This is a genomic window from Acidobacteriota bacterium, assembly GCA_028875725.1.
Classification (GTDB): Bacteria; Acidobacteriota; Thermoanaerobaculia; order Multivoradales; family Multivoraceae; genus Multivorans.
The window spans coordinates 744,737-759,963 of record JAPPCR010000006.1 but is presented as its reverse complement, the minus strand read 5'-3'; the positions used below and the strand labels follow the sequence as shown (position 1 = coordinate 759,963).

The following is a 15,227-nucleotide window of genomic DNA, read 5'->3' as shown; positions in this document are numbered from 1 at the left end:
AGTACCAGCCGCCGAAACGGCCAACAGACCCGAAGACACGAGGGACCGACATGCAAGCAACCGCGCACAGGATCCGTTTACTGACCCCTGCCATCGTCGCCATCGCGACCGGCACGCTGGCACCCGCCCTTCACGCGATCGACGTCACGGACACGAGACTGCTGTCCCAGCCCGCAGTGAGCGCGGACCACGTGGCGTTCGCCTATGCCGGCGACCTCTGGATCGCCGGCCGCGACGGCTCCAGTCCGCGGCGGCTGACCTCCCACGAGGGGACGGAGACGGGTCCCCGCTTCTCTCCCGACGGCACTCTGGTGGCGTTCAGCGCCGAGTACGACGGCAACATCGATGTCTTCGTCATGCCCGCCGCGGGCGGTGAGCCGACGCGGCTCACCTGGCACCCGGGCGCCGATCTGGCCCAGGGCTTCACCGTCGACGGTTCGGCCGTGCTGTTCGCTTCCCAGCGCAGCATGTTCACGAACCGCCACTTCCAGCTCTTCACCGTGCCGCTGACCGGTGGCCTGCCCACGAAGCTGCCGATCCCGCACGGGCTGCGCGCCAGCTTTTCGTCCGACGGCCGCCGCATCGCCTACATCCCGACGCCCGAGCGCTTCCAGCAGTGGAAGAACTACCGCGGCGGGACAACGTCACGGATCTGGATCTACGACACCGGGGACCACTCGGTGCAGACGATCCCCCAGCCCGAAGGCCGCTCCAACGACACGAACCCGACCTGGATCGGCAACCGGGTCTTCTTCCGCTCCGACCGGGATGGCGAGTTCAACCTGTTCTCCTTCGACACGGGCAGCGGCGAGATCGTCCGGCACTCCGACTTCGAGGACTTCCACGTCGAGGATCTCTCGGGTTCCACCGACACGGTGATCTACGAGCAGGCCGGCTACCTGCACGTCTACGATCCCGCCTCTGATCGGCATGAGCGCCTGCGGATCGGCGTGGCGGCCGACCTGACCGAGACCAGGTCCCGCTGGGTCGAAGGGCCGGAGAACATCCGCAGCGCGTCCATCTCTCCCACTGGCGCCCGCGCCGCGTTCGGCTATCGGGGTGAGGTGCTGACCTTGCCGGCCAAGAAGGGTGATGCTCGCAACCTGACCCGGACGCCCGGCGTCCACGAGCGCGACCCGGCCTGGTCGCCCGACGGCGCCAGCATCGCTTTCTTCTCGGACGAGGGCGGCGAGTACGGACTCCACGTCCGCGATCAGCAGAGCGGCGAGGTCCGCCGCTACGAGCTGGGCGGCGAACGCGGCGGCAGCGGCTTCTACCACGGCCCCGAGTGGTCGCCCGACGGCGACAAGATCAGCTACGTCGACAACTCGATGACCCTGTTCGTCATCGATCTCGATGACGGCGACGTAGCGAAGGTGGCGAGCGAGTACTACTACGGCCCCTCCTTCCCGCCCCGGCCCGGCCACTCCTGGGCGCCGGACTCACGGTACGTCGCCTACACGTTGAACACCCGCTCCTACATGCAGCAAGTGTTCGTTTACGACGTGGAAGCAGAGACATCCCACCCGGTGACCGACGGGCTGAGCGAGGTCGGCGAACCCGTCTTCGACCGGAGCGGCGACTATCTGTACTTCCGCGCCTCGACCGACGCCGGACCGGTCAAGCACTGGTTCGCCATGTCGAACGCGGACATGGAACTGTCGAGCGCGATCTATCTCGCGGTCCTGCGCCAGGACGGCGAATCGCCGCTTGCCGCGGAGAGCGACGAGGAGGCCGTGGAATCCGACGAAGGCGACGCGGAGGCCGAGGAAGGCAACGACACCGAAGCGGAAGCCGACAGCGACGGTGAAGACGCCGAAGGGCCACGGGTCGAGATCGATTTCGAGGGCCTCAACCAGCGCATCCTCGCCCTGCCCGTCCAGGCCGGCGGCTACAGCAACCTGGAAGCCGGCGAAGCAGGCAAGCTCTACTACCTCCGCTCGCAGCCCGCGGGCCGGTTCGGCGGGGGTGGCGGCGATCTCGTCCTCTTCAACCTGGAGGATCGCGAGGAAACGGTGCTGCTCTCCGGCGTCGGAGGCTTCTCGCTGAGCGCCGACGGCAAGAAGCTGCTCTACGCCGGCCAGAACGACTTCGGCATCGCGAACGCCGGCGGCAAGATCGACCGGGCGCAAAGCGCCATGGCGGTCGACAAGCTCACCGTCCGCATCGACCCGCGCGCCGAGTGGAGGCAGATCTACGACGAGGTCTGGCGGATCAACCGCGACTACTTCTACGACCCGGGCATGCATGGAGCCGACTGGCCGGCAATGGCCGAGAAGTACAGCGGCTTCCTGGCCGACGTCGCCACCCGCGCCGACCTGAACAAGGTGCTGCGCTGGATGTGCAGCGAGATCGCGGTCGGCCACCACCGCGTCGGCGGCGGCGACCGGCGAGCCGATCCGGAGCGAGTGGGCGGGGGTCTGCTCGGCGCCGACTTCGAGATCGCCGACGGCCGCTACCGTTTCGCCCACGTGCTGGGGGGCCTGAACTGGAACCCCGAACTGCGGGCGCCGCTCACCGAGCCGGGCGTTTCCGTTTCCGCCGGCGAGTACCTGCTTGCCGTCAACGGCGTCGACCTCGAAGCTGCGGACAACGTCTTCGCGCGCTTCGAGAACACCGCCGGCAAGATCACGGACATCACGGTCGGTCCGAACGCCGACGGTTCCGGCTCGCGCACCGTTTCCGTCGTCCCGATCCCGAACGAGTCGGCGCTCCGCAACCGGGAGTGGGTCGAGGGCAACCTGGCCAAGGTCGACGAGGCCACGGACGGCCGGGTGGCCTACGTCTACGTGCCGAACACGACCACCCTCGGGCACACCTACTTCAAGCGCTACTTCTTCCCGCAGGTCCACAAGCAGGCCCTGATCGTCGACGAGCGATTCAACGGCGGCGGCCAGGTCGCGGACTACTACATCGACCACCTGCGGCGCCCGTACATCAGCCACTGGGCTACCCGCTACGGGGCCGATTTCCGCACCCCGAGCGCGGCCATCCTCGGGCCGAAGGTCATGATCATCGACGAGACCGCCGGCTCCGGCGGCGACCTGCTGCCCTGGATGTTCCGCAAGCTCGGCCTCGGCCCCCTGGTCGGCAAGCGGACCTGGGGCGGTCTGGTCGGCACGCTCGGCTTCCCCATCCTGATGGACGGCGGATTCGTGACCGCCCCGAACCTGGCGATCTGGACCGAGGACGGCTTCGTGGTCGAGAACGTCGGCGTGCCGCCCGACGTCGACGTCGAGCAGTGGCCCGCGGACATCATCGCCGGCCGCGACCCGCAGCTCGAGAAGGCGATCGAGATCGTCCTCGAGCAACTGGAGTCGAACCCGCCCGCCGAACCCGCGAAACCGCCCTTCCCGATCCGGGTGCGTCGTTAGCCGGAAGCGCAAGCCGGATGCCGGCCAGAAGGCCGGCGCACCGACAGCCGAAGCGTCGGAGCATCCAATGGACCTTTCCTTCCTGCTACCTCGCCTGCGCGCCGAGTGGCGCAAGCGCACCGGACGCGAACTCTCCGCAGCCGACATCCGTCCGCGCTTCAGGCACCGCGAACGGCACTTCCGGTCTCCGCCGATGACGGCGGAGATGGTGACGGCGATCTCCCGCCTGTCGCCCCAGTTCCACCTCGAAGCCGGAGAGTCCTCGCGGTCGTTCTGGGAACTCACCCAGAACGGATCCTGCTGGGGCGAGTTCGACGCCGCGGAGCCCGTTCTTCGCTCGATGGCGCCGCCAGCCAAAGCGCTCGACATCGGCTGCGGGCTCGGCCGGTCGACCGCCTTCTTCCGGAGTGCGCTCGGCTGGGACGATACCGAGTTCCACCTCTACGACGGCGACGGCCCACGGATCGACTATCCCCGCAGTGGAGAACGCACCGACCGTTCCTTCTGCGGCGACCTCGGAACGCTGCGCCAGGTGCTGGAGTACAACGACATCGCGAACTTCCGCATCTTCGACGCCCACGAACTGAACCACCGCCTGGACGCGCTGCCCGGCCCCTACGACCTCGTCTACTCGTTCTACGCCGCCGGCTTCCACTGGTCGCTCGCCGACTTCTGGAGCGAGTTCGGGGCGATCTCCCACCGCCAGACAGTCGGCATCTTCACGATCCACCGGAACTTCGAGGAGTTCCCGGCGCTCCGGAACTGGGCCTTCCGCATCGTCCCGTTCGAGCGCAGCCTGATCAAGGACCGGCCCCACCGCCTGCTGATCGCCTGCCGCGAAGAAGAACTCCTGAACCCGTTGGGGCAGCGGGCCGGGCGCTAGGCTAGGCCCACAACCAACAGCCCAGGGAGGAACGCGATGTTCGACGCGCTCAAGAACTGCCAGCCCCAGACCTACGCCGCGATGCGAATCGTCGCCGGCTTTCTCTTCCTCTGGCACGGTGCGCAGAAACTCCTGGGCTTCCCGCTTCCGACTCCCGAAGGCGCCCCGAGCTTCATCCTCTACATCGCCGGGCCGATCGAGCTGATCGGCGGCGCACTGATCATGGTCGGCCTGTTCACCCGCCCGGTCGCCTTCCTCGCCAGCGGCCTGATGGCCTTCGCCTACTTCATCGGCCATGTGTTCCGGCCGGTCGAGGACCCCAGCGTTTGGCACTACCTGCTACCGCTGGTGAATCGGGGCGAAGCCGCCGTTCTCTTCTGCTTCGTGTTCCTTTACATCGCCGCCAAGGGCAACGGGATGTGCAGCCTCGGCGGCGACGAGGACTGAAGCAGACCGACGCCCTCAGCTCACCGCGAAGATGCCGCCGTCGACCGGGATGGCGGCGCCGGTGACGTAGGCGGCGGCGCGGGACGCCAGGTAGATCGAGACGCCGGCCATGTCCTCCGGCGTACCGATCCGCTTGCGCGGGTTGCGGGCGCGGATCTCGTCGCCGAACTTCCGCAGGTTGTACTCCATCATCTTGCTTTCGAACGGGCCCGGACAGACGGCGTTCACCGTGATGTCCTCGGGCGCGAGGCGCCGGGCGAGGGCCCGGGTCAGGTGGATCATGCCGGCCTTGCTGGCGCTGTAGGGATAGTGCTCCTGCGGGTTCACGTGCAGGCCGTCGATCGAGGCGATGTTGATCACCCGCGCCGGGTCATCTTCCGTGGCCGCGGCGCGCAGCTCGGGGAGCAGCTTGACGGTCAGGTAGAAGGGGCCCTTCAGGTTGATGTCCATCACCTTGTCCCAGCCGGACTCAGGGAACTCCTCGAGCGGCGCTCCCCAGGCGGCGCCGGCGTTGTTCACGAGGATGTGCAGCCGGTCCTCGCGCTCCCGCAGCTCGGCGCAGAAACGCTCCACCCCTTCGATCGTCGACAGGTCGTTCGGCAACGAGACGCACTCGCCGTGGACGGACAACTCCTCGGCCATCGCGTCGCAGACTGCAGCTTTCCGGGAGCTGATGTAGGTGCGCACTCCGTTCTCGACGTAACCGCGGGCGATCATCGCCCCGATACCTCGGGAACCCCCGGTGACCACCGCCACCTTGCCGGACACGTCGAACAGGTTCTTCATCGCTATCCCCCCACGGTCAAGGCGTCGGTCAGTACGGATCCGGACCGCGCCGTCTGGTCCCAGAGACCGAGCGCGATTCGCTGGCGACCCTCGGGCAGACGGATTCTCAGGCCGGCCCGGTAGTGGCTTTCCAGTGCGTTCGCGAGCGCTTCCGCGGGTATCTCGAGCGGCACTTCCAGGTGCTGCGCCGCGGTCAACTCGTCGTCGTCGTCCATGGCCACGACGACCAGTCGCGTAGCGGACCGGTGAACGCCGTCGATCTCGACGAGTTGCACACTCCTGATCGGAAACTCGATCCACATCTGCACGTCGTAGAGGTCCTCGCCTTCGACGGGCATGATCGCGTCGACGTTGACCTCCATCCGGTGCGGGTTGTCGCTCTCACCGACGTACGCGGCCGCCAGCGCCCGCTCCGAAATGCGCGAGCGGACCCCCTTCTTGACGTAGCTCCGGCGGTAGTCGGCCGACGCGCCCCTCACTCCGCGCACCCTTACCTCGATCGACGTGAACTCGCCCTCGACCTTGTTCTCCGACGAGAGCCCGAGCGAGTAGTACGACTGCATACCACCGACGGCCTGGGCCAGCACCCCGGTCAGGTTTCCCCCGCCGGTGCGACCGAATCCGCCGGTTCCTTCGGCCAGGTTGTGCAGCGCTTCCCGGCGGTCCGAGACCTCCATCAGCGCGCCGCGGCCCTTGGAGCGCCTGGCGCTCGTCGCGGCGTCGCCCGGCGGCGGCTTCGCCGCGAACAGCGTGACACCGTAAGTGTTCGCCTCGGCGACGATGGCCTGAATCGTCGCGGTCGCCCGGAACTGCTCCACCTCCTGCTGCAGGCGGCCCACCTCCATGCTCGCATCGCGGTCGAACGGGCCGCCCGTGCCCGGCGCACCGCCGGCCTGGCCGCCGCCCGCCCTCTCGACCAGCGCGCCGGCATCGCTGGCGCCACCGGTGAGCAGGTCCTGGATGTGCTCCATCAGCGTGCCCAGGGGTCGCTCGGCCACGCCGTCGGAGACGAAGACGAGCGCCTTGCGGCCCTCGAGCCAGGCCAGCGTGCGCACGAAGTTCCCGAGCGCTTCGAAGCTGGCCTCGGAGTCGTTGTAGACCTCGCGGGCGTACGTCCTCATCTCGCCCAGCAGGGCGTCGATCGCGAGGCCCGCGTTCTGGCGGTCGAGCCGATCTCGGCTGCGCATCCGGTGGAAGATGTCCGTGACGGAGAGCTGAGCGCTCTGCCGGAGGCCGTCCCTCTGGTCTCCGACCGTCTGCTGACCCTTCAGACCGTTAAGGGCGGTCCGGATCGCCCCCCAGTTCCGGGTGAAGCCCTGGACTACCCGCGGCTCCTGATCGTGCGCGGCGATCATGATCCGTACGCGGCGATCCTCCAGCACGGTCGGCAGGTCGACCTCCAGCTCCGTCAGCGCCCGGTCGCGGTTCGGGGACAGCATGTTGTGCTGATCGAAGTAGAGGACGAGCCAGATCGGCGCGTCGGCGTCCGGGTCTTCGCGGACGACCTCGTAGAAGTTGACGGGCTGGACCCGTTCGCCGTTCTCGAACACCTGGAAGTTGGAGAGTTCGAGGCCGGTGACCGGCGCGCCCCGCCGATCGGTGACGTGGACGTCGATGTTCACGATCTCGACGTCGACGGTCTCCTGGATGGCGCCGGCTGTGGGCTCAGTCTGTTGCTGGGCGGTGACGGCCGGCACCGCGACCAGGAGTGCCAGCACGGAAACAGGAACGAGGCAGGTTCTGCACTTCATGACAATTCGAACCCCTCATAGTCGTTGGCTGCGACGGCGTCGCACTTCTCCACGTAGGGAGGAAAGCCCAGGTAGGGCATGAATACTCGCGGCTTGCCCGGCACGTTGGCCCCCAGATACCAGGAGTTGCAGGTGGGATAGAGAGTCGCGGCGGCGACCTCGCCGACGTGAGCGACCCACTCGTCCTCGGCCTCCGGCGTCGCTTCGATCGCCGCGTGTCCGCGATCCCGCATCCAGGCCACGCAGTCGGCGATCCAGTCCACGTGCTGCTCGATCGACGGCAGCATGTTGGAGAGCACGGAAGGGCTCCCGGGGCCAGTGATCACGAACAGGTTAGGGAATCCCGCCACGCCAAGACCGAGGTAGGCGCGGGGGCCGTCTTCCCACTTCGAGCGCAGGGTCCGGCCGCCGCGGCCGCGGATGTCGATGCGGGCGAGCGCACCGGTCATCGCGTCGAAGCCGGTCGCGAAGACAATCGCGTCCAGCTCGACGTCCCGGCCGCCGGTGCGGAGCCCCGTCTTCGTGATCTTCTCGATCGGCGCGGAGCTGACGTCGACCAGGGTGACGTTGGGCCGGTTGAACGTCTCGAAGTAGCCGCTGTCGAGGCAGATCCGCTTGCAGCCGATCACGTTGTCCGGGCTCAGCAGATCGGCAACCCCGGGATCGTCGACGATGCCCCGGATCTTCTCGCGCACGAACGCGGCGGCGGCGTCGTTCGCCTCCTGGCTCATCAGCATGTCGGCGAAGGAGCCCATGAACGAGAAGCCGCCGTACTCCCAGCGCTCTTCCAGGCGCCGCCGCCGTTCCTCCGGGGATACCTCCGCGAACTCGTCGTGCATCAGGTTCATGTCGGCGCCGAGCCCGGCCGGCATCTGCCTGTTGCGTGCCCGGAAAGCAGGATACTCGGCCTTGACCTCCGCCTCGCGTTCCCGGTCCATCACGCCGTTGTGCGCCGGAATCGAGTAGTTCGGCGTGCGCTGAAAGACGGTGAGGTGGGCCGCCTCGCCGGCGATCACGGGAATCGCCTGGATCGCCGACGATCCCGTACCGACGACGCCTACCCTGAGGCCGGTGAAGTCGACGCCTTCGTGGGGCCAGGCGCCGGTGTGGTACTTCTCGCCCGCGAAGTCCTCGATGCCGTCGAAGTCGGGCAGGTTCGCCGCCGACAGGCAACCCGTGGCCATCACGACGAAGCGGGCGAAGACCGTCTCGTTCCCGGCGCCCTTGCCGCTGCTCCGGCCGGCACCGTCGCCGTCGAAGGGCCCGGCCACCGCTTCGTCCGGCGGCGCGACCTCGATCCGCCAGCGGGAGTCCTCCTCCTCGAAGCGGGCGGAGACGACCCGGCGGTTGAACTCGATTTCGCGTCGCAGGTCGAAGCGGTCCGCCACGTGGTTGACGTAGCGCAGGATCTCGGGCTGGCCGGCGTAACGTTCGGCCCACGACCACTCCTGCTGGAGTTCTTCCGAGAACTGGTACGAGTACTCCAGGCTCTCGACATCGCAGCGGGCGCCCGGATAGCGGTTCCAGTGCCAGGTGCCGCCCACCCCGTCGCCGGCCTCGAACGCCAGCACGGTGAAGCCGAGCGACCGCAGGCGATGAATCATGTAGAGGCCCGCGAAACCGGCCCCCACGACGACGACATCGAACTTCCGCATGGAGAGAGGATCGTATGCTACGGAGCCGTCCGCGTCCGGCGCCGACCGGCGGACGCGCCGTAGCCATGCCCGCCCTCGACGGACTCCGGATCCTCGACCTGACCCGTATTCTGGCCGGGCCGACCTGTACCCAACTGCTCGGCGACCTCGGCGCGGACGTGATCAAGATCGAACGGCCGGGGCGCGGCGACGACACGCGGTCCTGGGGTCCGCCCTTCGTGAAGGACGCGAACGGCGAGGACACGAGCGAGAGCGCCTACTACCTCTGCGCCAACCGGAACAAGCGCTCGGTGGCGATCGATCTCGCGACCGCCGAGGGCACCGGCCTCGCGCGACGCATTGCCGCTCGCTGCGATGTCCTGATCGAGAACTTCAAGGTCGGCGCGCTCAGCCGCTACGGCCTCGGCTACGACGACCTCAAGGACGAGCTGCCGGGACTCGTCTACTGCTCGATCACCGGCTTCGGCCAGACCGGACCGAACGCGCACCGCGCCGGCTACGACCTGCTGGCACAGGGCTACGGCGGCATCATGAGCCTCACCGGCGCGCCGGACGGCGAACCGATGAAGGTCGGCGTCGGCATCGCCGACATCATGTGCGGAATGTACGCGGCGACCGCGATCCTGGCGGCCCTGCGGCACCGAGACCGGACCGGTCGGGGCCAGCACATCGACGTCGCCCTGGTCGATGCCCAGTTGGCCTGGCTGGTCAACGAGGGATCGAACTACCTGATCTCCGGCGAGGTGCCGGAGCGGCGCGGCAACGAGCACCCGAACATCGTTCCCTACGGCGTGTTCGAGACCGCGGACGGCCACGTGATCGTCGCGGTCGGCAACGACGCCCAGTACGAGCGATTCTGCGAACTCCTCGGCGCCCCGGAACTGGCGTCGGACGACCGCTACCGGACGAACGCCGGCCGGCTCGCCCACCGGGACGAACTGGTAGCCCGGCTGTCGGGCCTAGTGCGCAAGCTGACCAGCGCCGAGGTGCTGGCCGGCCTGGAAGCCCGCGGCGTCCCGGGCGGCCCGATCCACGACCTCGAGGAGGCGCTGGCCTCGGACCAGGCGGAGGCCCGCGGCATGACGATCGACGTGCCGCATCCGCTGGCGGGCAGCGGCAGCGTCCGGCTGGTCGCCAACCCGATCAGAATGTCCGAGACGCCGGTGAGCTACCGGCGGTCCCCACCTGTCTGCGGCGCCGACACGGACGAGGTGATCGCGGAACTCCTGGGGGACGAGGACTGACGCCGATTCCACCGGACGCCTGCGACCCGGTGGTCAAGCGGTGGTACGGTGGAAACACCACCCCGGCGATCCCACGCCCCTAGGAGACCACTTGACAAACACGGCCGTAGGAATCAGCGGCTTCGGCGGCTACGTGCCGGAGCACGTGATGACGAACGAGGACTGGACCCGGTACGTAGACACTTCCGATGAGTGGATCGTGGAACGCACCGGCATCCACCGCCGTCGCGTAGCCGCCGAGGACGAATCCACCGCCGACATGGCAACGGCCGCCGCCAGATCGGCCCTCGAAAGCCGCGGGATCGGCCCGGAAGAGATCGACGAGATCATCGTCGCCACGGATACTCCTGAGGTCTACACGCCGGATACAGCCTCCTTCGTCCAGCGCAAGCTCGGGGCTCGCCAGGTGCCTTCCTACGATCTGGGGGGCAGCGGCTGCGCCGGCTTCGTGCAGGCAATGGACGTCGCGCGTTCGCGGGTGCTGACCGGCACCCGCCGGGTGCTCGTCATCGGGGTCGAGCTGATCACGCGCCTGGTGAGCTGGAAGATCCGCGAGACGTGCGTACTGTTCGGCGACGCCGCGGCCGGTGTGATCGTCGAGCGCGGACCGCAGATGGCCGAGATCCTCGGCGCCAAAACCGGCACCGACGGCAGCCAGTGGAGCATTCTGACTCTGGAGATCGGTGGCACCCGCAAGCCGTTCAGCCTCGAGTACGCACAGAAGGAAGAGCATCTGAAGCTCATCATGGAAGGCAGGGCGGTGTTCCGTCACGCCGTCCATCGCATGTCGGAGGTTGGCCTCGACGTGCTGGAAGCCGTGGGCGCGAAGCTCGAGGACGTGGCAATGATCGTGCCCCACCAGGCGAACCTGCGCATCGTCCAGGCGGTCGCGAAGAACCTGTCCGTGCCAATGGAGAAGGTGTACACGAACCTCCAGGAGTACGGGAACACGGGCTCGGCATCGGTTCCCCTGGCGCTGTGGGAAGCGCACAGCAAGGGCCGCATCTCGCCGGGCGACCTGGTACTGCTGACCTCCTTCGGCGCCGGCTTCCACTGGGGCGCGGCCCTGCTCCGGTTCACCGGCTGAGGGTTCCCGGGAACACCGGGCTCACATCACCCGAAGATCAGACCCCAGATCGTGAACAGGGTGAAGGACACGTAGACCGCGGAAGCGATCAGCATCATCACGATGTTGAGCGCCTTCGGCCGGGCGGACTTCGGCAGCTTCGTCAGGTTGACGTAGAGCGTCAGCGGGACGTAGATCGCCATCGCGAAGCCGCCCAGCAGGGCGGAGTTGAAGATGAAGCCGAGCGCCGAGACGCCCGAGAGTTCGAAGAAGGCGGTCGAGACGGTGCCGGCGACCATGAACATGATCGCGAAGGTCAGGTACCACTGGCTCTGGGTCCGCTTCTGGCCGAACTTGAACATGGAGCCGAGCAGGTAGGACCAGGTGCGGGCGCCGCCGTCGACGGCGCCGAGCTGGGAGCTGAACAGCGCGGCCATGCCGATCAGCAGGAACACGTAGCGGCCGGGCGTGCCGAGGCTCGTCTCCAGAATGACCGACATGTCCCAGACGATCTGGCCCTCCTCGGGAACGATGCCCGCGGGGCGGAGGACGGTCAGCGCCCCGAACATGAAGAGGAACATCGTGAAGGTGTTGCCCAGCCAGAAGAAGATGACCTGGTCCTGGATGACGTAGCGCATCCAGCGCCTGAACCGGCTCGCGTTCTCCGGCGTCTCGTGGTAGCGGAAGCCCGTCTGGACCTCGGCCGTCTCGTGCACACGCAGCGGGTTCGCCAGCACCGGGATGCGGCCGCCCATGCCGATGTTCTTGTCCCGCAGGTAGAAGGCGTACCAGAGGTTGCCGGCGCCGCCGATGCCGGCAAACACGACCGCGCCGAAGAAGCGGGCAAAGGTGAACTGGTCGTCGAGTTCGATGTGGCCGAAGTTGACGAGTCCCCGCCCCATCTCCTTGATCGCATCCCAGGTGCCGACGGAGAACGCGACGTAGATCAGCCCGATCGTGATGACCAGCACCATGATCCCGATCGCCCGTTCGACCGCCTTGTACATCTGCTTGGGGCCGAACAGGATCAGTGCGATGAGGCCGAACGTGACGGCGGTCCAGAACCACTCCGGACCCGGTCCGTCCGGCCCGAAGAAGAGCGCCTTGAGCGCCGCGCCCGACATCCGCGCCCAACCCGGCAGGAACAGTCCCACGAAACCGAGCGACAGGAAGGCGTAGATGACTCCCATCGACATCCGCGCGTAGGAGGTGTACGGGTGTTCGCCGGTGACCACCGCCCAGCGGCCGATCTCGATGTTGATCCAGAGCTGCAGGAAGACGCCAAGCGCCGCCGCCCAGATCATCACCGCGCCGAACTTGGCCGTCACCCAGGGCCACACGGCCAGTTCCCCGGCACCGATCGCGAGGCCGATCATGATCGCGCCCGGCCCGGCAAGTTGCCAGAAAGACAGCTTGCGCTCGGGCAGGTTTTCCTCGCGCAGGGGTGGGATCGGTACCGGCATGTGGTGCCCTCCAGCCGGCACGGGCCGAGCCGCCCACCAGCTCTTGCGGTTCTACGGAATGACGGAGTCGAGGGCACTGTAGCAGCGCGAACGCAGGCTCCGGCTCGCACGGCGGCCCGCCGGACGCTACGATCGGCCCCACCTCAAGACCAACGTACGAGGAGAAGACGATGAAGCGACGGATGCTCTCACCCTGGCGGCCTGCGATCGCAGCGCTGCTCGCCCTGATCCTGGCAGCCGCGGCGCCGCTGGGCGCCGCCGACCCGGAGGTCACCGTCTCGAAGCCGGAGCAGGTCGGCCTCTCGACCGAGCGGCTCGCCCGCATCGACGCAGCGATGAACGGCTACGTCGAGGCGGGCAGGATCGCCGGCGCCACCGGTCTGATCGCCCGCCGCGGAGAGATCGCGTACTTCAACACCTACGGCTATCGCGACCTCGAGACGAAGGATCCGATGCCAAAGGACGCGCTCTTCCGCATCTACTCGATGTCCAAGGCGGTGACCGGCGTCGCCGTGATGATCCTCCACGAGAAGTACGGCTTCCCCCTGCGAACGCCCGCCTCGCGCTGGATTCCGGCCCTCGGCGACCTGGAGGTCACCGAATGGAGCGTCGATCCGGGTACCGGCGATCCGCGCATGGAACTCGTTCCCGCGAACCGCGACATGACCGTCCAGGACCTGCTGACCCATACCGAGGGAATCAGCTACGGCGGTCCGCGCAACGCGGGCGGCGGCATGTACTACGCCGAACTCGGGGTCGGCAGCCGCGACCAGACTCTCGAGGAGTTCGTCGACAAGCTGGGCCAGGCGCCGCTGCACGACCATCCCGGCACCGTGTGGCGCTACGGCTACGGCATGGACGTGCTGGGACGCCTGGTCGAGGTCATCTCGGGCAAGACCTTCGACGTGTTCCTGGAGGACGAGATCTTCAAGCCGCTCGGGATGAAGGACACCGCGTTCTACGTCCGCCCGGGCACGGAGGACCGGCTGGCGGTGCTCTACACGCCGGACCGCGAGGCCGGCGACGGCACGGTCAAGCGCTCCACGGCGCCCCCCCAGGACTCCTACCTCAAGAAGCCGAAGATCTTCTACGGTGGCGCCGGACTCGTTTCGACGACCACCGACTACTACCGGATGATCCAGATGCTGCTCGACGGCGGCCGCTACGACGGCGGCCAGATGCTGAGCCCGAAGTCGGTCAAGCTGCTGAGCAGCGACCACATCGGCGACATGCCGCGCGCCGGCCAGCTCCTGGGACCGGGCGACGGCTTCGGCCTTACCTTCCGCGTCAACGAGCACCCCGGCCACAACGGTGCCCTCGGCTCGCCGGGTGACTACAGTTGGGGCGGCGCCGCGGGCACCCGCTTCTGGATCGACCCCGACGAGGAGATGGTCGCGGTGTTCATGATCCAGATCCTCCCCCACGGTGGCCTGACCTATGGCACGGAGTTCCGCAACCTCGCCTACCAGGCGATCATCGACTGACCCTTCCGGAGCACGACGAACGATGTCCGACCGCAGCCTGGAAATCCGCCTCGCTTCGCGCCCCGCCGGCGAACCAGAGGCGGCGAACTTCGAACTTGCCGAGGCCGGGATGCCGACCGCGGGCCCCGGTCAGGCGCTGGTGCGCAACGTCTACATGTCGGTCGACCCGTACATGCGAGGCCGCATGCGGGACATCAAGTCCTACACGCCGCCGTTCGCGATCGGCAAGGCGCTCGACGGCGGCGCTGTTGGCATCGTCGAGGAGTCGAACACGGACGCCTTCTCGCCCGGCGATCTCGTCTCGAGCCGCTTCGGCTGGCGCAGCCACTTCGCCGCCCACGCGACCGAGCTCCAGAAGCTCGATACCCACGGCGCACCGCTGTCGGCCTTCCTGGGCGTGCTCGGCATGCCAGGGATGACCGCCTATGTCGGCCTGCTGGACCTCGGCGAACCGAAGGAGGGCGAGACCGTGTTCGTGTCGGCCGCCGCCGGCGCGGTCGGCAGCCTGGTCGGCCAGATCGCCAGGATCAAGGGCTGCCGCGCCGTGGGTAGTGCCGGGTCGCAGGACAAGGTCGACCACCTGGTCTCCGACCTCGGTTACGACGCCGCCTTCGACTACCACGACGACCTGAACCACTGTCTCGGCGAGACCTGCCCCGACGGCATCGACGTCTACTTCGAGAACGTCGGCGGACCGATGCTCGAGGCCGTCCTCCTGCACATGAACATGTTCGGCCGGATTCCGGTGTGCGGAATGATCGCCCACTACAACGACGAGGAGCCGCGTCCGGGACCGCGGACCCTCATCTCGATCATTCCGAAGCGCCTCAGGATGCAGGGCTTCATCGTCTCCGACCACATGGACCGCCGCGCCGACTTCGTCCGCGACGTCGCCGGCTGGATCGCCGAGGGCAAGGTCGTCTACCGCGAGACGATCGTCGCCGGCCTCGAGAACGCCCCGGAGGCGTTCATGGGCCTCTTCCGCGGCGAGAACACCGGCAAGATGGTGGTCCAGATCAGCGACGACCCGACGGCGTAGCTCCGTCCTGCGGGAGCGGAAGAGTCGACCCGCCA

General features: G+C 67.8%; 11 protein-coding genes. 7 read left to right on the top strand and 4 right to left on the bottom strand.

The window, feature by feature from the left end; translation table 11 throughout:
* The first annotated feature begins 50 nt into the window (after positions 1–50).
* From OXI49_05175 to OXI49_05165, 3 genes are all read left to right on the top strand, one after another.
* A complete protein-coding gene (locus OXI49_05175; GenBank protein ID MDE2689885.1) occupies positions 51–3,374 on the top strand; it encodes a PDZ domain-containing protein in 3,324 nt (1,107 codons plus the stop codon).
* 67 nt (positions 3,375–3,441) lie between these two features.
* Positions 3,442–4,257 carry a hypothetical protein gene (locus OXI49_05170; protein ID MDE2689884.1) on the top strand — a complete coding sequence of 272 codons (816 nt, stop codon included), beginning with the start codon at positions 3,442–3,444 and terminating at the stop codon, positions 4,255–4,257.
* Between the two features lie 36 nt (positions 4,258–4,293).
* Positions 4,294–4,704: a DoxX family protein gene (locus tag OXI49_05165; protein MDE2689883.1), complete on the top strand. Its 411-nt coding sequence runs from the start codon at positions 4,294–4,296 to the stop codon at positions 4,702–4,704.
* 15 nt (positions 4,705–4,719) lie between these two features.
* Here the strand turns inward: OXI49_05165 and OXI49_05160 are convergent, their stop codons facing one another.
* The 3 genes from OXI49_05160 to OXI49_05150 are packed head-to-tail and all read right to left on the bottom strand — an operon-like array spanning position 4,720 to position 8,896.
* Positions 4,720–5,490 (bottom strand): SDR family oxidoreductase, encoded by a 771-nt coding sequence (locus OXI49_05160; GenBank protein ID MDE2689882.1) that lies wholly within the window; start codon positions 5,488–5,490, stop codon positions 4,720–4,722.
* Positions 5,491–5,492: 2 nt separating this feature from the next.
* Entirely contained in the window at positions 5,493–7,241 is a 1,749-nt protein-coding gene (locus tag OXI49_05155) for a VWA domain-containing protein (GenBank protein ID MDE2689881.1), read from the bottom strand.
* Complete coding sequence (locus OXI49_05150; protein MDE2689880.1) at positions 7,238–8,896, bottom strand: NAD(P)/FAD-dependent oxidoreductase; 1,659 nt, start codon at positions 8,894–8,896, stop codon at positions 7,238–7,240. Before OXI49_05150 ends, OXI49_05155 begins: the two co-directional genes overlap by 4 nt.
* A 65-nt stretch (positions 8,897–8,961) precedes the next feature.
* Between OXI49_05150 and OXI49_05145 the strand changes: the two genes are divergently transcribed.
* Positions 8,962–10,140 carry a CaiB/BaiF CoA-transferase family protein gene (locus tag OXI49_05145; protein MDE2689879.1) on the top strand — a complete coding sequence of 393 codons (1,179 nt, stop codon included), beginning with the start codon at positions 8,962–8,964 and terminating at the stop codon, positions 10,138–10,140.
* A 91-nt stretch (positions 10,141–10,231) separates the two neighbouring features.
* The gene (locus OXI49_05140; protein ID MDE2689878.1) at positions 10,232–11,227 is read left to right on the top strand and encodes a ketoacyl-ACP synthase III; all 996 of its coding nucleotides are present in this window, start codon (positions 10,232–10,234) and stop codon (positions 11,225–11,227) included.
* A gap of 26 nt (positions 11,228–11,253) precedes the next feature.
* On the opposite strand, the gene OXI49_05135 is transcribed toward OXI49_05140, so the two are convergent.
* Positions 11,254–12,669 carry an Nramp family divalent metal transporter gene (locus OXI49_05135; GenBank protein MDE2689877.1) on the bottom strand — a complete coding sequence of 472 codons (1,416 nt, stop codon included), beginning with the start codon at positions 12,667–12,669 and terminating at the stop codon, positions 11,254–11,256.
* Between the two features lie 170 nt (positions 12,670–12,839).
* Between OXI49_05135 and OXI49_05130 the strand changes: the two genes are divergently transcribed.
* On the top strand, positions 12,840–14,153 hold the full coding sequence (locus OXI49_05130) for a serine hydrolase (protein MDE2689876.1): 1,314 nt from the start codon (positions 12,840–12,842) through the stop codon (positions 14,151–14,153).
* Positions 14,154–14,175: 22 nt separating this feature from the next.
* Positions 14,176–15,192: an NADP-dependent oxidoreductase gene (locus OXI49_05125; protein MDE2689875.1), complete on the top strand. Its 1,017-nt coding sequence runs from the start codon at positions 14,176–14,178 to the stop codon at positions 15,190–15,192.
* The last annotated feature ends 35 nt before the right edge of the window (positions 15,193–15,227 follow it).